Annotated in this window: 16 protein-coding genes and 7 tRNA genes; 2 read left to right on the plus strand and 21 right to left on the minus strand. The window is 65.2% G+C overall.

Annotated features, from left to right (window positions below; all coding sequences use genetic code 11):
* Nucleotides 1–71: 71 nt before the first annotated feature.
* Both C7C57_RS08580 and C7C57_RS08585 read left to right on the plus strand, forming a co-directional pair.
* A complete protein-coding gene (locus tag C7C57_RS08580; protein ID WP_030143451.1) occupies nt 72–1301 on the plus strand; it encodes a DUF349 domain-containing protein in 1230 nt (409 codons plus the stop codon).
* A 141-nt stretch (nt 1302–1442) separates the two neighbouring features.
* The gene (locus C7C57_RS08585) at nt 1443–1892 is read left to right on the plus strand and encodes a hypothetical protein (protein WP_187976114.1); all 450 of its coding nucleotides are present in this window, start codon (nt 1443–1445) and stop codon (nt 1890–1892) included.
* 69 nt (nt 1893–1961) lie between these two features.
* Here the strand turns inward: C7C57_RS08585 and C7C57_RS08590 are convergent, their stop codons facing one another.
* The 21 genes from C7C57_RS08590 to C7C57_RS08690 all read right to left on the minus strand — a co-directional run bounded on the left by C7C57_RS08590 (nt 1962) and on the right by C7C57_RS08690 (nt 19139).
* Nucleotides 1962–4211 (minus strand): bifunctional (p)ppGpp synthetase/guanosine-3',5'-bis(diphosphate) 3'-pyrophosphohydrolase, encoded by a 2250-nt coding sequence (locus C7C57_RS08590; protein WP_030143449.1) that lies wholly within the window; start codon nt 4209–4211, stop codon nt 1962–1964.
* Between the two features lie 241 nt (nt 4212–4452).
* Nucleotides 4453–5481: a protein translocase subunit SecF gene (gene secF, locus C7C57_RS08595; RefSeq protein WP_030143448.1), complete on the minus strand. Its 1029-nt coding sequence runs from the start codon at nt 5479–5481 to the stop codon at nt 4453–4455.
* Nucleotides 5481–7136 carry a protein translocase subunit SecD gene (gene secD / locus C7C57_RS08600; RefSeq protein ID WP_187978327.1) on the minus strand — a complete coding sequence of 552 codons (1656 nt, stop codon included), beginning with the start codon at nt 7134–7136 and terminating at the stop codon, nt 5481–5483. Before secD ends, secF begins: the two co-directional genes overlap by 1 nt.
* A 143-nt stretch (nt 7137–7279) precedes the next feature.
* Nucleotides 7280–7654 (minus strand): preprotein translocase subunit YajC, encoded by a 375-nt coding sequence (gene yajC / locus C7C57_RS08605; RefSeq protein ID WP_245601207.1) that lies wholly within the window; start codon nt 7652–7654, stop codon nt 7280–7282.
* Between the two features lie 78 nt (nt 7655–7732).
* Nucleotides 7733–8773, minus strand: coding sequence for a Holliday junction branch migration DNA helicase RuvB (ruvB, locus tag C7C57_RS08610; protein WP_030143445.1), 1041 nt, complete (start codon nt 8771–8773; stop codon nt 7733–7735).
* Nucleotides 8770–9381, minus strand: coding sequence for a Holliday junction branch migration protein RuvA (gene ruvA, locus C7C57_RS08615; RefSeq protein WP_187976115.1), 612 nt, complete (start codon nt 9379–9381; stop codon nt 8770–8772). The genes ruvB and ruvA overlap by 4 nt, the downstream gene beginning before the upstream one ends.
* Nucleotides 9382–9505: 124 nt before the next feature.
* Nucleotides 9506–10135 (minus strand): crossover junction endodeoxyribonuclease RuvC, encoded by a 630-nt coding sequence (gene ruvC / locus C7C57_RS08620; protein WP_030143443.1) that lies wholly within the window; start codon nt 10133–10135, stop codon nt 9506–9508.
* A 5-nt stretch (nt 10136–10140) separates the two neighbouring features.
* Nucleotides 10141–10896, minus strand: coding sequence for a YebC/PmpR family DNA-binding transcriptional regulator (locus tag C7C57_RS08625; RefSeq protein ID WP_030143442.1), 756 nt, complete (start codon nt 10894–10896; stop codon nt 10141–10143).
* Between the two features lie 75 nt (nt 10897–10971).
* Entirely contained in the window at nt 10972–11565 is a 594-nt protein-coding gene (gene pdxT / locus C7C57_RS08630; RefSeq protein ID WP_187976116.1) for a pyridoxal 5'-phosphate synthase glutaminase subunit PdxT, read from the minus strand.
* A 106-nt stretch (nt 11566–11671) separates the two neighbouring features.
* Nucleotides 11672–12574, minus strand: coding sequence for a pyridoxal 5'-phosphate synthase lyase subunit PdxS (gene pdxS, locus C7C57_RS08635; RefSeq protein ID WP_187976117.1), 903 nt, complete (start codon nt 12572–12574; stop codon nt 11672–11674).
* A 134-nt stretch (nt 12575–12708) separates the two neighbouring features.
* Nucleotides 12709–13293, minus strand: a complete 585-nt coding sequence (locus tag C7C57_RS08640) for an HIT domain-containing protein (RefSeq protein WP_187976118.1) — start codon at nt 13291–13293, stop codon at nt 12709–12711.
* Nucleotides 13281–15209, minus strand: coding sequence for a threonine--tRNA ligase (gene thrS / locus C7C57_RS08645; RefSeq protein ID WP_220700575.1), 1929 nt, complete (start codon nt 15207–15209; stop codon nt 13281–13283). Before thrS ends, C7C57_RS08640 begins: the two co-directional genes overlap by 13 nt.
* Before the next feature lie 226 nt (nt 15210–15435).
* On the minus strand, nt 15436–16602 hold the full coding sequence (locus C7C57_RS08650) for an LPXTG cell wall anchor domain-containing protein (protein ID WP_187976119.1): 1167 nt from the start codon (nt 16600–16602) through the stop codon (nt 15436–15438).
* A 198-nt stretch (nt 16603–16800) separates the two neighbouring features.
* Nucleotides 16801–17430 carry an ECF transporter S component gene (locus C7C57_RS08655; protein WP_187976120.1) on the minus strand — a complete coding sequence of 210 codons (630 nt, stop codon included), beginning with the start codon at nt 17428–17430 and terminating at the stop codon, nt 16801–16803.
* Between the two features lie 121 nt (nt 17431–17551).
* A tRNA-Val gene (locus C7C57_RS08660) sits at nt 17552–17623 on the minus strand.
* Nucleotides 17624–17641: 18 nt separating this feature from the next.
* Nucleotides 17642–17715: transfer RNA gene (locus C7C57_RS08665), tRNA-Cys, on the minus strand.
* 57 nt (nt 17716–17772) lie between these two features.
* A tRNA-Gly gene (locus tag C7C57_RS08670) sits at nt 17773–17844 on the minus strand.
* 355 nt (nt 17845–18199) lie between these two features.
* Nucleotides 18200–18274, minus strand: a tRNA-Val gene (locus tag C7C57_RS08675).
* A gap of 79 nt (nt 18275–18353) precedes the next feature.
* A tRNA-Gly gene (locus tag C7C57_RS08680) sits at nt 18354–18425 on the minus strand.
* Nucleotides 18426–18636: 211 nt separating this feature from the next.
* A tRNA-Gly gene (locus C7C57_RS08685) sits at nt 18637–18708 on the minus strand.
* A 358-nt stretch (nt 18709–19066) separates the two neighbouring features.
* Nucleotides 19067–19139 (minus strand) — tRNA-Val (locus C7C57_RS08690).
* Nucleotides 19140–19155: the final 16 nt, after the last annotated feature.

Raw genomic sequence — 19155 nt, forward strand, 5'->3', positions numbered from 1 at the left:
TTCGTCGTCCATACTAGGCTTATCGAGAGATCTCGAGAGCATCGAGCGTAAACATCAGCAAGGTGAGGCACGTGTCTACTTCCGAACAGCAACCGTGGGGTCGCGTCGACGACTCCGGTACCGTTTTTGTCCGCGAGGGCGAGCAGTGGCGTGAGGTTGGTCAGTACCCCGACGGCACCGCCGAAGAGGCACTCGCCTACTTCGAGCGCAAGTTCCTCGATCTGGCCGGTCAGGTCACCCTGCTGGAGCAGCGCGCCAAGCGCGGTGCCCCCGCGAGCGACATCTCCAAGGCCGTCGCCAAGCTCCACGAGGAGCTGACCGACGCCAAGGCCGTGGGCGACATCGCCTCGCTGGTTTCCCGCGTGGGTGCCCTGGACGCCACCGTGGGTGAGCTCACCGAGCAGCAGACCGAGGCGGCCAAGGCCGAACTCGAGGAGGCCGTGGCCGAGCGCACCCGCATCGTCGAGCAGGCCGAGGCCGTCGCCGGTCAGGACCCCGCCAAGACGCAGTGGAAGCAGGCCACCGAGCAGATGGCCGAGCTGTTTGCGGCCTGGCAGAAGCACCAGCAGGAGGGCCCCAAGCTCTCCAAGGGTGTCGCCAACGACCTGTGGAAGCGGTTCCGTACCGCCCGCGGCACCGTGGATGCCAACCGTCGTGCGTTCTTCGCCGAGCTGGATTCGGTCCACAAGGAAGCCCGTACCCGCAAGCAGAAGCTGATCGAGGCCGCCGAGGCCCTGATCCCCCGCGGTGCCGAGGCCACCTCGGACTACCGCCGTCTGCTGGACGAGTGGAAGCTCTCGGGCCGTGCCGGCAAGCGCCAGGACGACAACCTGTGGGCCCGCTTCAAGGCCGCCGGTGACGCGATCTACCAGGCCAAGGCCGAGCTGGACGCGATCGACAACGCCGAGTTCCAGGCCAACTACGAGAAGAAGCGTGAGCTTCTGGACCAGGCCACCCCGCTGCTGCAGGAGAACGACCGCGAGAAGCTGCGGGCGGCCCTGCTGAACGTTCAGCGTCAGTGGGACGAGGTGGGCAAGGTTCCGCGCGATAAGATCCGCGAGGTCGAAGACGGCCTGCGCGCCGTGGAAAACCACCTCCGTGCGCTGGACGATGAGCACTGGAGCAAGAACAACCCCGAGACCAAGGCCCGTACCGAGGGTCTTGCCGGTCAGCTGAACGCGGCCATCGAGAAGCTCGAGCAGGAGCTCGCGGCGGCCGAGGCCACCGGAGATGCCAAGAAGATCGCCAAGGCCAACGAGGCTCTCGAGGCACGCAAGGCGTGGCTCAACGTCCTCGGCTAGGCTTCCTTCACACGAACGGCCACGGAACCCTCGGGTTCCGTGGCCGTTCTGGTTGTCAGGGGCGTCTGCGCGCTGGACCCTTCCGCTGTCCGGGGCGTCCGCACCCTGGACATTTCCCCCAAAGGTGGACAGGCTGGGGTGATGACCCCGGTAGATCTGGCTCGACTCTTCCCGGGTCCGGGCGCGCACCTCCCGGACCTGCTCACCACCGCGGATATGCCGCTGGCCCAGCTGATGGGGGCGCGCCTGCGCGGCGAGGTGTACGCGTTGGAGCTGGGTTTTGTTCCCATCGATATCCCCGAAACCTCGGCGCTACGGGCCCGCGCCCTCGCGCTGCTGTTTCCCGAACCCGCGGATCTGCAGCGGCTGTGTGCGGTGGGCGAGACCGCCCGCTGGATCCGGGATCTCGATGTCCCCCGGCCCGCCCGCCACACCTTCCGGGGCACCCAGCGTCACCGCACACACCGCTGGAGCATCCCCGGGGCCACCGTGCTTCCCGGGTCGATCGCCGAGGATCGGCGCACCCGCGTCGCGGGCCTCTGGACCGAAATCACCGAGTCCACAACACACACGCCCGCCCACTCGCGGTGAGTGGACGGGCATGAGTGGGAGGCGATTCTCGACCCGAAAGCCGCGCCTCCGCGGAGGATGTGGGCGCGACTAGCCGCCGGTCACCCGGTAGACGTCGTAGACCGCGTCGATCCGCCGTACGGCGTTGAGGACACGATCCAGGTGTGTGGTGTCCCCCATCTCGAAGACGAAACGGGAGATCGCCAGGCGGTTGCTCGAGGTCGAGACATTCGCCGAGAGGATGTTGACGTGGTGCTCGCTGAGCACCCGGGTCACATCGCTGAGTAGGCCCGCGCGATCCAGGGCTTCCACCTGGATCTGCACCATGAACACGCTCTTCGAGGACGCCGCCCAGGCCACCTCGATCATCCGGTCGGGTTCCTGCATCAAGCCCTGCACGTTGTGGCAGTCGGCGCGGTGCACCGAGACACCCGATCCGCGGGTCACAAACCCGACGATCTCGTCCCCGGGCACCGGGGTGCAGCACTTGGCCAGCTTGACCAGGATGTCCGCGGCCCCACGCACCAGCACGCCGGAGTCGCTGTGTTCCTGCGGGCGGACGCGGCCGCGCATCGGGAACTCGATCGCGTGCTCCTCGGCCTCCTGATCGCCCTGGAGTAGCGAAACCACCTTCTCCAGGACCGACTGGGTCGAGACGTGTCCCTCGCCCACGGCGGCGTAGAGGGCCGAGACGTCCTCGTAGCGCATCTGCGCGGCGACCTCGGCGAAGCTGTCGCGGTCCATGAGCTTCTGCAGCGGCAGGTTTTGCTTCCGCATCGCCCGGGCGATCGCGTCCTTGCCCTGCTCGATGGCCTCGTCGCGGCGCTCCTTGGTGAACCACTGGCGGATCTTATTACGCGCCCGGGTGCTCTTCACAAACGCCAGCCAGTCCTGGCTGGGTCCCGAGTCGGGGTTCTTCGAGGTGAAGACCTCGACCACGTCCCCGGAGTTCAGCTCGGTCTCCAGCGGCACCAGGCGGCCGTTGACCTTGGAACCCATCGTGCGGTGACCCACCTCGGTGTGCACCGCATAGGCAAAGTCCACCGGGGTCGCCCCGGCGGGCAGGCCCACCACGCGCCCCTTGGGGGTAAACACGTACACTTCCTTGGCACCGATTTCGAAGCGCAGCGAGTCCAGGAACTCCCCCGGATCGGCGGTCTCGGCCTGCCAGTCGGAGATGTGCTTGAGCCAGGCCATATCGGTCCCGGTCGAACGCGACACCTCGACCTTATTGCCCGCGTTGCGCTCCTTATACGCCCAGTGCGCGGCCACACCGTATTCGGCGTGCTCGTGCATCTCCTGGGTGCGAATCTGGATCTCCACCGACTTGCCACCGGGACCGATCACCGTGGTGTGCAGCGACTGATACAGGTTGAACTTCGGGGTCGCGATGTAGTCCTTGAACCGTCCGGGGATCGGGGTCCAGCGGGCATGGATCGCGCCGAGGACCGCGTAGCAGTCGCGCACCGAGTTGACGATCACGCGGATGCCCACCAGGTCGTAGATGTCGTCGAACTCGCGACCACGCAGGATCATCTTCTGGTAGATCGAGTAGTACTGCTTGGGCCGGCCCATGACCTTGCCGCGGATCTTCGCCGCGCGCAGATCCGTGGTGACCTCCTGGATCACCTGCTGGACGAACTCCTCACGCTTGGGCGTGCGCTCCTTAACCAGCGACTCGATCTCGGCATAGATCTTCGGATACAGCACCGCGAAGGAGAGGTCTTCCAGCTCCCACTTGATGGTCTGAATACCCAGGCGGTGGGCCAGCGGCGCGTAGATTTCCAGCGTCTCGGTGGCCTTGCGGGTCGACTTCTCCGGCGGCACGAAGCCCCAGGTGCGGGCATTGTGGAGGCGGTCGGCCAGCTTGATGATCAGCACACGAATGTCCTTGGACATCGCCACGATCATCTTGCGCACGGTTTCGGCCTGGGCGGCGTCCCCGTACTTCACCTTGTCGAGCTTGGTGACACCGTCTACCAGCATCGCGATCTCATCACCGAAATCGGCGCGCAGCTGGTCCAGGGTGTAGTCGGTGTCCTCGACGGTGTCATGCAGCAGGGCCCCGGCGAGGGTGCGCGGGCCCAGGCCCAGATCGGCGAGGATCTGCGCAACCGCCACCGGGTGGGTGATGTAGGGCTCGCCGCTCTGACGCTTCTGCCCACGGTGGGCGCGCTCGGCGACGGTGTAGGCCCGCTCAATCACCGACAGGTCGGCGCGCGGGTGGTGAGTGCGGGCGGTCCGAACCAATCGGTCCACGGCACCCGCCGGCTGAGCCTTAGAAAAAATGCGCGGAACCAGCCGCCGCAGCGACGCATTCGCCGTATTTGTATCGGTCATCGTCGATTCACCACCTCATGTCTCTGTTCCCTATTATGCCCGCTCTCCGCCCCCAAAAAGACCACGGCCCACCGCTAACCGCGAACACCACACGGTGCCCACCACACACACCGACTCTCCCCCCACCCAACACACCCCACCACCAACCGCGAACACCATACCGCGACCACCGCCACCACCAAAAAACCGGGGCCCCGCCGCAATCGCGACGGGGCCCCGGTCCAGGGTAAAGCTGAGCTGCTTAGGCCTCGGAGGTCGAGCCCTGAACGGCCGCACGCTCGCGGTCGGCGAGCACCTTGCGGTCGTGCTTGGCAATCGCCGGTTCCTTCTCACGCAGCAGCGAGTACAGCGGCGCCGCCACGAAGATGGTCGAGTAGGTGGCCACGAGGATACCCACCAGCAGCGACAGCGAGATGTCACGCAGGGTCTCGGCTCCCAGGAAGAGGTCACCGATCACCAGGATCGAGGCCACCGGCAGGGCCGCCACAACCGAGGTGTTGATCGAACGCACCAGGGTCTGGTTGACCGCCAGGTTGACCGACTCACCGAACGTGCGGGGCGAGTGCTCCCCCGCCTCGGTGGTGTTCTCTCGAATCTTGTCGAAGACCACCACCGTGTCATACAGCGAGTAGCCGAGGATTGTCAGGAATCCGATCACCGCGGCCGGGCTGATCTGGAATCCACTGAGGGCATAAACCCCCAGGGTGATCACCAGCACGTCCACCAGGGCGATAATTGCCGCGGCCGACATCTTCCAGGTGCGGAAGTACAGGGCCATGATGATGAAGGTCAGCACCAGGAAGATGACCAGACCGGTGAGGGCCTGCCGACTCACATCCGCACCCCAGGAGGGGCCGATGAAGGACGAGGTCACCTCGCTCTCGTTGACCTTGAAGGTGCTGGCCAGCGCCTTGGCTACCTGGCTGGACTCATCCGAGGTCATCTGGTCGGTCTGCACACGAATCGCGTGGTCGCCCACCTCGCTGACCTTCGAGACGGCGGAGGGAACCACCGAGGAGACCGCATCCGCAGCCTTGGTCTGGTTGGCGTCGGTGACACCACTCACGGTGAACTCGGATCCACCGGTGAACTCGATCGAGAAGTTGAACGGAGCACCGGTCGTGATCCCACGCACCACGGGAACCATGATCGAACCGATCACCAGCAGGATCGCGATGGTGAACCACAGCTTGCGGCGACCAACGAAGTTGATCGAACGCTTGCCGGTGTAGAGGTCGTTACCAAACGACGTCAGGTTGAGGCTGGGCATTAGCTCTCCTTCGAAGAGGTCGAACCGTTGGCGGCCTGAGCCTCGGCGAGCTTACGCTCGGCGATGGTCTGACGCTTCTGGGCCTCACGGCTGGCCCCGAGGGCCTTCTTGGAACCGGTCATTTCGGGGGTACGGAACTGAGCGCGTCCACGGTAGATCGCACCGAGGGCGTTGGGGTCCAGACCCGTCAGCGGGTGACCGCTGGCAAAGAATCGGTTACGAGCGAGCAGCTGGAGCATCGGGTGGGTGAAGAGCACCACCACGATGACGTCGATCACGGTGGTCAGACCCAGCGTGAACGCGAAGCCCTGCACGTTACCCACGGCCAGCAGGTAAAGCACCACGGCGGCCAGCAGGTTCACACCCTTGGATGCGTAGATGGTGCGCTTGGCGCGCTTCCATCCGGCCTCCACGGCGGATTCCAGGCCACGGCCGTCACGGAGCTCGTCTCGAATACGTTCGAAGTACACAATGAACGAGTCCGCCGTGAATCCGATCGCGACGATAATACCCGCCACACCTGCCAACGACAGTCGGTAGCCCTGCCCCCACGAGAGGAGCGCCAGGGCCGCGTAGGTGAGGGCTCCCGCCACCACGAGCGAGAAGATGGTCACAAAGCCCAGCAGACGGTATTGGAACAGCGTGTAGATGACCACGAGGATCAAACCGATCAGACCGGCGAGCATACCGCCGGAGAGCTGAGTGGCACCCAGGGTCGCCGAGATCTCCGAGCTGGACTGCACACCGAAGGACAGCGGCAGTGCACCGTACTTCAGCTGGTCGGCGAGGGCCTTGGCACTCTGCTCGTTGAAGTTACCGGAGATGCTCGGGCGGCCATCGGTGATGACACCCTGCATCACCGGGGCCGAGATGACCTTGCCATCGAGCACAAACGCGAAGGCCGCGCGGGCATCGTTGGGGTTGGCCGAGTACAGCTTGAACAGGCGCTTGCTCACGTCGGTGAACGCGTCCTTGCCCTTGCCGGCCAGGGTGATGTTCACGGCCCACTCACCGGTGCTGGCACCGGAGGAGGTGGTCTTGATGCCGGCCGAGGCATCGGTGATCGAGTCACCGTTGAGCTCAACCGGACCCAGCAGGTAGCGCACGGTACCGTCATCCGAGCAGGCCACCACCGGCTGATCCTTGGGCGCGTTCTCGGCACCGGTCGGGGTCTTGCAGTCGGTGGAGAGGAACTCGGCGCTCAGGTACGGGGTGACCCAGGCCAGATCGCTCCCGTCGGTGGGCTTGGTAGCCGGAGTCTTGGACAGGTCATCGGTCGGCTTGGGGTTCGGCGTCTCCTTGCCGTCCTCGCCGGTCGTGGTGGTGGTCGGAGCCGACGCCACCAGAACCGAACGGAACTGCAGCTGAGCACTGGACTCGATCCGCTTCCGGGTGTCCTCATCGACCTTGCCCGGGATCGACACAACGATGTTGCGTCCGCCCTGGGTGTTGACCTCGGCCTCGGTCACACCGGTCGCGTTCACACGCTGACGGATGATCGACACGGCCTGGTTCAGCTGCTCCGAGGAAACCTGCTGTCCGCCCTCAAGCTTGGGCTCGAGGATGATCTGCGTTCCACCCTCCAGGTCGAGGGCGAGCTTGGGCTGCCAGGAGGCGTCCCCAAACATCGTTCCCGCGGCGAGACCGCCAAACATGGCAATGAGAATCACCGCCAACCAGATGAGCGCCCGCCTACCGTGGCGGACGGGAGCCTGTCGTGATTGTGCCAATGGGCTACTCAGCTTTCTATGGAGGGACGCGCCAGAACTACCCCGGCGCGTGCGATGGGAGAGGCGCGTTACTTCTCGTCGGTCTTGGGCTTGGCGGTCTCGGCACGCTCACCGAACTCGGGCTCGCCCACGAAGGTGGCGTTGTCCTCGTTCAGCTGAGTCTCGGCGGTCTCGTCCTCGACGGCCGGCTCCTCGGTGGGAACCACGCGCGAGACGATCTGACGGTGCACGGTGAGGATGGTGCCGGGGCTGGTCTCCAGCAGCACCTTGTTGTTCTCATCGTCGATCGAGATGATGGTGCCGAAGATGCCACCGTTGGTCATTACCTCGGCGCCGGGAACAACCTGCTCCTGCAGGGCTGCCAGGTCGCGCTTGCGCTTCTGACCGTTACGGAACATAAAGAAGATGAGCAGTGCCATAACGGCGAGCATGATGACGGTCATGAAGTCCATGATTTTACGCAGAGCCTTTCGCGGCGCGAGCGCCGGGGATCAAAGTTTCGGGTGTGTTGTTCGCTTGAATTATAGGTCATTGCCCTGTTGAGGGGCGTGGGGATGCTGGATCCCGAAGTGTGCGTAGGCCTCATTGGTCGCCATTCGACCGCGTGGGGTGCGCATGATCAAACCTATCCGTACCAGGAAGGGTTCCACCACACTTTCGATGGTTTCGGCCTCTTCGCCGACGGATACCGCCAGGGTATTGAGGCCCACCGGTCCCCCGCCGAAGCGTTTAAGCAGGATCTCCATGACGGCCCGGTCCAGGCGGTCCAGCCCCAGCGGATCCACGTCATACAGCTCCAGGGCGGCACTCACGGCGGTGAGATCGGCCCGAGAATTGTGCACCAGCGCATAGTCGCGTACGCGGCGCAGCAGTCGGTTGGCGATACGCGGGGTCCCGCGACAGCGACCGGCAATTTCGGCCAGCGCCGCCCGATCGATGTCCAAATCCAGCAGTCCGGCGGCCCGAGCGAGCACCTGTTCGAGTTCGTTATCGGCGTAAAACTCCAGGTGCGCGGTGAACCCAAAGCGGTCACGCAGCGGGTTGGGGAGCAGACCGGCGCGGGTCGTCGCACCCACCAGGGTGAACGGGGCCAGTTCCAGCGGGACCGAAGTCGCACCGGCACCCTTGCCCACCATGATGTCGATCCGGAAGTCCTCCATCGCCAGGTAGAGCATCTCCTCGGCGGAGCGCGCCATCCGGTGAATCTCGTCGATGAAGAGGACCTCGCCGGGGACCAGGCTGGAGAGCAGCGCCGCGAGGTCACCGGCGTGCTGGATGGCGGGGCCACTCGACATCCGGAGCGGACGCTCACTCTCCTGGGCCACGATCATCGCCAGGGTGGTCTTCCCCAGCCCGGGAGGACCGGCCAGCAGGATGTGGTCGGGGGTGCGCTCCTGCAGGGCCGCGGCGCGCAGCAGCAGTTCCAGCTGCCCGCGCACCTTCTGCTGGCCCACAAACTCGCTCAGCGTGCTCGGGCGCAGCGCACCCTCGAAGGCCAGCTCGGCGTCCCCCGACGCGGTGGCGCTCAGGGTTTCGGCGACATCGTCGAATTCGACGCTCATCGTCCGCTCCCCGGCTGGGGTCCGAGAGCCGCCAGGGTCGCGCGCAGCAGCGCGGGCACGGTAGCGGAGGCGGGGTCACCACTCGCGGCGAGGGCGGCCTCGACCGCGGGCACGGCCTGGCGTTCGTTCCAGCCCAGGCCCAGCAGCGCCTCGATCACGCTGGCCTTGACGGCGGCGGATCCGGTCGCCGTGGCGCTCACCCGGCGGGTGGCCACGAGTTTGCCAGCCAGGGAAACGATGATCAGCTTGGCCGTCTTGGGGCCGATGCCGGTGACCTTGCGGAATGCGGAATCATCCTCGGCGGCCACCGCGTCGGCGATCTGATCGGGGCTCATCGAGGCGAGCACACCGAGCGCGGACTTGGGGCCCACCCCGTTGACACCGAGGAGGACCTCGAAGACGTCGAGCTGCTCAACCGTTTCGAATCCGAACAGGAGCTGCGCATCCTCACGGATGATGTGCGAAATGTGCACAAACGCCTCGGCGCCCACACGCAGGCGTACCGCGTGTTCGGGCGTAATCTGTACGGCATAACCAACGCCGCCTACCTCGATGGCCACTCGGCCGGCGGTGGTGCTGAGCACGGTCCCGCGAAGACTTACAATCACGCCCCTAGCCTATGCCCCGCCTGCGACACGGGCTCACTGCCACGCCCGATATTACGCAGGAAGCGGGCAGATCGAACCCAAAGCCCGCGGGCCCGGCGAAAACTTCCGGCGAGCGTGGTCGCCGCTACTTCCCGAAGCGGCCGGTCCGGGTGTTGCGCGGCGAGGCGACCCCGGCCTGTTCGGCGTTGCGCCAGGCCTGCTGGGCGGGCGTCAGATTGCCCGAGGTGGGGGCACTCACCGGGGTGCGGGATCCATGCGGGCGGGCGCCCACCGGAACCAGGCCGCCCCAGGCGTGACAGAGCGCCAGGGCCAGGGCGTCCGCGGCGTCCGCGGGCTGGGGCAGCTCGGCCAGGCCGAGGATGCGGGCAACCATCTGCTGCACCTGCTTCTTCTCGGCGTTACCGTACCCGGTCACCGAGGCCTTGACCTCGGAGGGGGTGTGCATCCCGATCGGGATGCCGTGCTTGGCGGCGGAGTACAGCGCCAGGCCGCTGGCCTGCGCGGTCCCCATCACCGTGCTGAGGTTCTGCTGCGCAAACACGCGCTCGACCGCCATCGCGGTGGGGGCGTGCTCCACAATCGCCGCGTCGATCCCCTCGGCGATGGCCAGCAGACGCGCGTCGATACTCATATCTGGGCTGGTGCGGATCACCCCGTAGTGCACGAGGGTGGCCCGGCGGTTCGGTGCGACATCGACAATGCCGATGCCGCACCGGGTGAGCCCCGGGTCAACACCCAGTACCCGAGTGCTCACGATGCCTAGTCCTGCTCGAGCTCGGCCTGCACCTCGGCGCTCAGGCCGTAGTTGCCGTAGATGTTCTGGACGTCGTCGGACTCTTCCAGCGCATCGATCAGGCGGAACACCTTGCGGGCGGTCTCGGCGTCCACGTCAACCTTGAGGTTCGGGATCATCGCGACATCGGCCGACTCGTAGTCGATACCGGCATCCTGCAGGGCCTTACGCACGGTCACCAGGTCGCTCACGTCGGTGATGATCTCGAAGGTGTCACCCTCGTTGAGAACTTCCTCGGCACCGGCCTCAAGCACGGCCTCCATGACGTCATCCTCGGTGGTGTTCTCGGCCGAGACAACGATCAGACCCTTGCGGTTGAAGTTGTAGGCCACGCTACCGGGATCGGCCATGGTGCCGCCGTTGCGGGTCATCGCCGCACGCACGTCGGCGGCGGCACGGTTCTTGTTGTCGGTCAGACACTCGATCATGAGCGCGACGCCGTTCTGCGCGTAGCCCTCGTAGATGATCGTGGTGTAGTTGATGACCTCACCGGTCAGACCCGCGCCACGCTTGATCGCGCGGTCGATGTTGTCGTTGGGAACGGAGGTCTTCTTTGCCTTCTGAACCGCGTCAACCAGGGTGGGGTTTCCGGACAGATCGGCACCACCGATCTTCGCAGCAACCTCGATGTTCTTAATCAGTTTGGCAAACGACTTCGCACGGCGCTGATCGATGATCGCCTTCTTGTGCTTGGTTGTTGCCCACTTGGAGTGTCCGGACATATGCTCCCGTTTCGTCGTATATCCCCTCTATTCTACGGGTCCGACCGGGATCTTCTCGCATCCGGGCTGGCGCGCTCAGCCGTTTTTGGCCGCGAGCACCATCTCGAGGAAGTACCGATGCACCGAATCGTCCCCGGTCAGCTCGGGATGAAACGAGGTTCCCAGTAGGCGTCCGTAGCGGGCGGCGACGATCGATCCGTCGTCCAGGGTTGCCACAACCTCGGTCTCGGGCGACACCGCGACAATCAGCGGGGCACGGATGAAGGTCGCGGCCACGAGATGATCGATCCCCGAAAACTCAAGGGTGGTATCGAAGGAGTGGGCCTGGGAACCAAACGCGTTGCGCCGCACCGTCACCGGCAGACCGCCGAGGCTTTGCTGGCCGGGCACCGCATCCAGCACGGTATCGGCGAGGAGGATTAGGCCGGCGCACGTCCCATAGGCGGGCAGGCCTGCGCGCAGCAGGGCGATCAGCGGATCGCGCACCTCGAACAGACGCATCAGCTTGTCCAGCACCGAGGATTCGCCGCCAGGCAGGACGATCCCGTCGAGGCCGATCAGATCCGCGGGTGTGCGCACGGGCACGGTTTCCGCCCCCACCCGGCCCAGCGCCTCCAGGTGCTCGGAGACGCCGCCCTGGAGCGCGAGGACTCCGATGCGTGCTGTCATGGTCAACACTCCTTCAAAAAACGGGTTCGCGTGTGCACCCGAGGCGGGCACACACGCGAACCGGGAAACGATTTACCAGCCGCGCTCGGCCGGACGGTGCGGAGACTTACCAGCCGCGCTCGGCCAGGCGGTGCGGGGCGGCCAGGTCGGACACGTTGATGCCCACCATCGCCTCGCCGAGTCCGCGCGAGGCCTGGGCGATCACGGCCGGGTCATTGAACGCGGCGGTGGCCTTGACCACCGCGGCCGCGCGAGCCTCGGGGTTGCCGGACTTGAAGATGCCCGAGCCGACGAACACGCCGTCGGCGCCGAGCTGCATCATCATCGCGGCATCGGCCGGGGTGGCCACTCCCCCGGCGGTAAACAGAACAACCGGCAGGGTGCCGGTGCGGGCAACCTCAACCACCAGGTCAAATGGGGCCTGCAGGTCCTTGGCGGCCACGTACAGTTCGTCCTCGTTGAGCGCCGACAGCGCGCGGATCTGGGACTTGATGGTGCGGATGTGCTTGGTGGCCTCGGACACGTCGCCGGTTCCGGCCTCACCCTTGGAGCGGATCATGGCCGCACCCTCGGTGATGCGGCGCAGGGCCTCACCCAGGTTGGTGGCACCACACACGAAGGGCACGTCGAAGTCCCACTTATTGATGTGGTTGACGTAGTCGGCGGGGCTCAGCACCTCGGACTCGTCGATGAAGTCCACCTCGAGCGCGCCGAGCACCTGGGCCTCGACGAAGTGGCCGATGCGGGCCTTGGCCATCACCGGGATGGACACCTCGGCGCGGATCGCGTCGATCAGGTCGGGATCGCTCATCCGAGCCACGCCACCCTGGGCGCGAATGTCGGCGGGAACCCGCTCGAGCGCCATCACGGCAACGGCGCCGGCGTCCTCGGCGATGCGGGCCTGCTCGGGGGTCACCACATCCATGATCACCCCGCCCTTCAGCATGTCGGCGAGGCCGCGCTTGACGCGGGTGGTGGCGGTGGTCTGGGTGGGGTTTTCAGAGGTCATGCGCCTACGTTATGACATAAACCAGTCCAATACCCGAGAAGATTGCAGTCCAATATAAAGCCAGTGGCTGTTTGGACTGTTTCAGCCACGCAAAACCGCCCGCTTCCTCGGAAGCGGGCGGTTCGGGGTGTGGACTAGGCCTTCGGCCAGGCCTCGGCGATCGAGGCGCGAACCTCGCCGAGCAGCTGCGGCAGCGCCTTGGTCTTGGCGATGATCGGGAAGAAGTTCGCATCCGAACGCCAGCGCGGCACGATGTGCTGGTGCAGGTGGGCGGCGATCCCGGCCCCGGCAACCTCACCCTGGTTCATCCCCAGGTTGAAGCCGTCGTTGTGGGAGACCGCCTTGATCACGCGCATCGCGGTCTGGGTCAGCGCACCGATCTCGGCGACCTCCTCGGCCGTGGCCAGATCGTAGGTCGAGATGTGGCGGTACGGGCACACCAGCAGGTGGCCGCTGTTGTACGGGAACAGGTTCAGCAGCACATAGGCGTACTTTCCCCGGGCCACGATCAGGCCATCCTCATCGCTCATCGAGGGGGCCACACAGAACGGGCAGTCATCCTTGGCGGGCTGCTGCCCGTTCTGGATGTAGACCATCCGGTGCGGGGTCCACAGGCGCTGGAACTCGTCGGGAACACCGGCCAGCACGTTGCCGTCCGGTTCGGCGACGAAGCCCTGGCTGGGCTCCGCCGCCGGATTCTCGGGAACTAGTCCTGCCATGCGGTGTTGACCTGGGCGTGGGTTTCGATGGCGTCCACGATCTTGGCGATCGCCTCGTCCACCGGAACTCCGTTGAGCTGGCTGCCGTCACGGAACCGGAAGCTCACGGCACCGGCCACGCGGTCATCCTCACCGGCGATCAGCTGGAAGGGGATCTTGGCCTTGGTGTGGGTGCGGATCTTCTTGGGCATGCGGTCATCGCTGTGGTCCACGTAGGCGCGGACACCGCGGGCACGCAGGCGGTCGAAGATCTCCTCGAGGTACTCGGCGTACTCCTCGGCAACCGGGATACCCACAACCTGCTCGGGGGCCAGCCACACGGGGAACGCACCGGCGTAGTGCTCCAGCAGCACGCCGAAGAAGCGCTCGATCGACCCGAACAGGGCGCGGTGAATCATCACCGGACGCTGCTTGGTGCCGTCCGCGGCGGTGTACTCGAGGTCGAAGCGCTCGGGCAGGTTGAAGTCGAGCTGGATGGTCGACATCTGCCAGGTACGACCGATCGCGTCGCGTGCCTGAACCGAGATCTTCGGACCGTAGAACGCGGCCCCACCCGGGTCGGGTACGAGTTCGAGGCCGGACTCCACGGCCACCTGACGCAGGGTCTCGGTGGCGTCATCCCACATCTCGGGGCTGCCCACGAACTTTTCGCTCTCGGGATCGCGCGTCGACAGCTCCAGGTAGAAGTCATCGAGGCCGTAGTCCTTGAGCAGGCCGAGCACAAACTCCAGGGTGGAGGTCAGCTCGGACTTCACCTGGTCCGGGGTCGCGTAGATGTGGGCGTCGTCCTGGGTCATGCCGCGCACGCGGGTGAGGCCCTGCAGGGTGCCGGACTTCTCGTAGCGGTACACCGAACCGAACTCGAACAGGCGCAGCGGGAGCTCACGGTAGGAGCGTCCACGCGAGCGGAAGATCAGGTTGTGGAACGGGCAGTTCATCGGCTTGAGGTAGTAGTCGGCGCCCTGACGGGTCACGTGACCGTGCTCATCGCACACCTCGTCGAGGTGCATCGGGGGGAACATGCCGTCCGCGTACCACTGCAGGTGACCGGAGGTCATGAAGAGGTCACCCTTGGTGATGTGCGGGGTGTTCACAAACGAGTAGCCGGACTCGGTGTGGCGCTTGCGCGAGTAGTTTTCCATCTCCTGGCGGATGATGCCGCCCTTGGGGTGGAACACGGGCAGGCCGGAACCGATCTCGTCGGGGAAGCTGAAGAGATCCATCTCGGCACCGAGCTTGCGGTGGTCGCGCTTGGCGGCCTCCTCCAGGCGGGTCTGGTAGGCGCGCAGCTCATCCTTGGTGGGCCAGGCGGTGCCGTAAATGCGCTGCAGCTGCTTGTTCTTCTCGGATCCACGCCAGTAGGCGGCGGCCACGCGCATGAGGGCGAAACCGTTACCGATCAGGCGGGTCGAGGGCAGGTGCGGTCCTCGGCAGAGGTCCTTCCAGACGGTCTCGCCGGTCTTGGGGTCGACGTTGTCGTAGATGGTCAGCTCGCCGGCCCCCACCTCGACGGACTCGTTGTCGCCCCCGTTTTCGGCACCACCCTTGAGACCGATCAGCTCGATCTTGTAGGGCTCGTTCGCGAGCTCAGCCTGGGCCTCCTCGTCGGTGACGACGCGGCGCACGAAGCGCTGGCCCTGCTTGATGATGCGTTCCATCTCCTTCTGGAGGGCCTTGAGGTCCTCGGGGGTGAAGGATTCGGCCACGTCGAAGTCGTAGTAGAAACCGTCGGTGACGGGCGGACCGATGCCGAGCTTGGCGTCGGGGTTGACCTTCTGAACCGCCTGGGCCAGCACGTGGGCGGCCGAATGGCGAAGGATGTTGAGGCCGTCCTCGGAATCGATCGTGACCGGCTCGGCCACGTCGGTAGTCTCCAGGGTGGTGGCGAGGTCCTTCAGTTCACCGTTGACGCGCATGGCGACAACGTTGCGGTCGGGGAATCGTTCGAATCCGTCAGACACCTGTTGTGCTCCTCTTGTAAATAGATTCGCCCATTCTATCGGTTCCGGGCCCGCGCCGCCGACCGTCACGCGCCGTGTGAGCGTATGCACTGACGCCGTAGACAGCGCACAACTCGGGAGCGCGAGGGACGCTCCCGGGTTGTGTGTCGTGATCACCGTTGATCACGCGGTCGGAGGCACACTATTTCCGGACCGCGGCCCTCCGGCGACGGTTCAGCCCCAGGGCGAGGCCACCCAGGCCCAGCAGGGCGGCGATTGCCGTGGCAAACAGCGGCACGCTGGTATCCAGACCGGTCGAGGCCAGCGACGATCCCGGGTGCACTCCCCCGGCCGACACGGGCAGCACGGGCACCGGGGTGCCACTCGTTCCCGGCGTGGCCGGCGGGGTCGGATCGGTGGGCGCGGTGGTGCCGCCGTCCCCGGGGTTCCCCGCGGGCTTCTGGATCATCACGGTGAGGGTCCCCGAGTAGTTGTACGGGTAGTTCTGACTGCCCGGGGTGAGCGGGCTGGTCCAGCTCAGGGTCTTGGGTCCCGGGGTGGCGAACGTGAAGGTGTTGGTGGCCGCGTCATACACAAACCCGGGATCGGTCGAGGTGGGAACGATGACCGTCCCATCCTGGTTGCGAATCGGGTTGGCAATCTTGGCCAGCGGTGCCGCAACCGGCAGGGCTTTCTGCTGCGGCTCGGTAAAGAAGTAGTACTGGACCACCAGGTCCTTGAGCGTGCTGAGGTCGGCGATGTGGTTGTTTTCCACGTGGATATCGCTGAGGGTGCGTCCGATGGCCGTGAGGTTTCGACCCAGTGCCCCCAGCGCACTGACATCGGAGATGTTGTTCCCCGAGACGTCGATGAATCGGGCACCGGTCACCGCTTCGATTCCGGTGAGGTCGCTGATCCCGCTGTTCAAACATTTCAGCGAAAGCCGCAGGTTCGGGTCGGAGACCTGGGAGGGCACAATGGCCGCGCCGGCGGGCTGACCAATCGCCGCGTTGATGCACGCACGCAGCGCGGCATCGGGAAACTGGATCGGCGTCTCGGCCTGGGCGGCCTGCGTCTCCGGTGCGGTGGAGGGCGACACGGTCGACTCGGGACTCACAACCGCCGGTGAGGGCTGGCCCTGGGGAGTCTCGTCGGCGGACGGCGTCGCCGACACGGAAGGATCGGGAATCGGGGCGGCCTGAGCAGGAAGGGCGGCGATGAGTGATCCGGCCAGGAGTGCGGTCATCAGCGCACCGCCGGCCATCACCCGGCCGGTGGAGCGGTGACGGTACCCCCGCGAGGGCGCGGGAGCCGCGTCGGTTGACTGCGTTGTCGTCGAGATATCGGTTTCGGAAGCGTTTAGGGGCAAAACGGGTCCTTCGGGAGCGCTCGACCCGCCTGGGGCACATGGCCCCCGGCACATCGTCGAGCTAACGGGTAGGGTCGGCAGCGTGATTCAGGTTGCTGCTGATCAAGACGACGTAGACGCCGACAAAACATGTCGCGCTTTCCGAAAGTTTTTTTCGAATCGTCTATTACCCGTTTTCGCGAAGGACTCGCGAGTGAATTACTCCGGCATATCGGAGGCCGGCGAGGACGCCGCGGAGGGCGCAGAGGGCCCCTCGCGGGTGAGCGGCGACGGCGGCCGCCATCCGCTATCCAGGACCGGAACCAGCGGCAGGCACACCACGAGGCTCCATCCCACGGTGGGCAGATAGGAGCCCGCCCACCAGGTCGAGCCGCTTTCGCCGCGCAGCAGATCGAGGAAGGTCAGGGCGAACCCGAATACCAGCGCAACCACCGAGATCACGCTGAGCCGGATGATTCGCCCGCGCGCGCTCGTGGCCGGCCGCAGAAAGTGGGCAGCGAGGCCGGCGATGACCCCGACCAGGGCATTGGCCAGGTGCCAGTCCCAGAACGTCCAGATCGAAGCGCCCTGCAGCAGGTCCACGATCGGGTTCCCGATCAGTCCGGCCACGCCCCCGGCGATCGGTCCAAACCGGATACCCAGGAACACCAGGATCGCGATGGCCGGACGGATCGTCACATAGTCGCTGTGTGGCAGCGTGTAGCTGAAGATCCCCAGCAGCCCATAGAGCAGGCCACCCAGGAGCCCGAACCCCACGGTCCGAATCGACAGGGACCAGGGCGCGGGAAGGACCGTACGGTTGAGAAGACTCGGCGTGGATTCACTCATGCACGCAGCGTACTGGCCCGGCCGAGCACGCGACAGCCCTCGACCCGAACGGGGGCCAACGAACGTCCGGGGTCACCAATACAAGCAAAAAGCCCCTGATTTCTCAGGGGCTTTTTCTTTGTGAGCGATACTGGGATCGAACCAGCGACCTCTTCCGTGTCAGGGAAGCGCGCTACCGCTGCGCCAATCGCTCAGGTATTGAATTATTGAGTGGAGGTGGCGACGGGATTCGAACCCGTGTGGACGGCTTTGCAGGCCGCTGCCTCGCCTCTCGGCCACGCCACCGCATGCGGGTAAAACCCGCGTGCCGTAACCGATCTTTCGATCGCTTCCCAACACTCGAGCGGATGACGAGATTCGAACTCGCGACCCTAACCTTGGCAAGGTTATGCGCTACCACTGCGCCACATCCGCATTTTGTTTCCGTTTCCGGCTACATCAATAGAATACAGGAAACGATGGGGCCGAAGCGAATTACACCGTTGTTTTTCCAAAATCCACTCACCCGATACCCCCACAGCCCCCGGAATTACGCGGATTTCTGCTCCGTCATACGAGAACAGCATCGGGCGTGTCTTCGACTGCACGGCGCATCCTTCACACGGAAGAGGTCGCGCTCGCGGCTCGGCAGGTGCCCGGCGGACCCCGCCTTCACCTCTCCCCGCCGGCGGCCATGACCGGACTCATTCCCCACCCGGCATAGCCGGCCCCACCGAACACAACACAAAAGCCCCGGAGAAGTCATGAAGACTTCATCCGGGGCTTTTCTTGGTGAGCGATACTGGGATCGAACCAGCGACCTCTTCCGTGTCAGGGAAGCGCGCTACCGCTGCGCCAATCGCTCAAATGTGAAACTATTCTACACCCGAGGGTGGAGGGAGAAAAGCTTGGTCGGTGCGAGACCGGCCCGAAGGCTTATTCCGAGCGGATGACGAGATTCGAACTCGCGACCCTAACCTTGGCAAGGTTATGCGCTACCACTGCGCCACATCCGCATTTTGTTTGCCGTTTCCGGCTACGTCTTAGACATTACCGAAGCCCGTCGCGGGGTTGCAAATCGAGGACAATTTTGGGCGTTTCGCGCGTGCCTCCCCCCGGAATTACGGGCGGGCTCCACGCTCCATGCGTACCGGAACAAGCGCTCCGCTCCCCCGCGCGCACACACAAAAACACCGGATCGGGAAACCCGATCCGGTGTTTGATCTGAGCGGATGACGAGATTCGAACTCGCGACCCTAACCTTGGCAAGGTTATGCGCTACCACTGCGCCACATCCGCATATTTTGTTTTTGTCCCCGTTCCCGGGTACGTCATTACTCTATCCGCAATTGGTAATGGGGCGCAAATTCCGGCAGCCCCTCGGCGTTTCGCCGCGGAATCACGCTGTTTTCCACGGGGATAAAAGCGGTGGGGGCCGGGGTTGCGCACCTCGGCCCTCCCCCACCGCCGGCTCAATCCGCCACCCGGGCGGAAAGACTCGCGGCCACACCGCGGGCATCCGTGGATGCTTCACTCGTGTTCTGGCCTCGTCAAAAACTCTACCGAGCGAGGGGTTCACGGTCGCGAGCGTCGTCGCAATCTGCACCGTCAAAACAAAAACCCCCGAAGTCTCAACGGGCTTCGAGGGTGTAATTTGTGGGCGATACCGGACTCGAACCGATGACCTCTTCCGTGTGAAGGAAGCGCGCTACCAACTGCGCCAATCGCCCTTTTGAGTTGTGAACC

Origin of the sequence: Mycetocola sp. JXN-3 (assembly GCF_014522285.1) — a bacterium.
GTDB classification, from domain to species: domain Bacteria; phylum Actinomycetota; class Actinomycetes; order Actinomycetales; family Microbacteriaceae; genus Mycetocola; species Mycetocola saprophilus.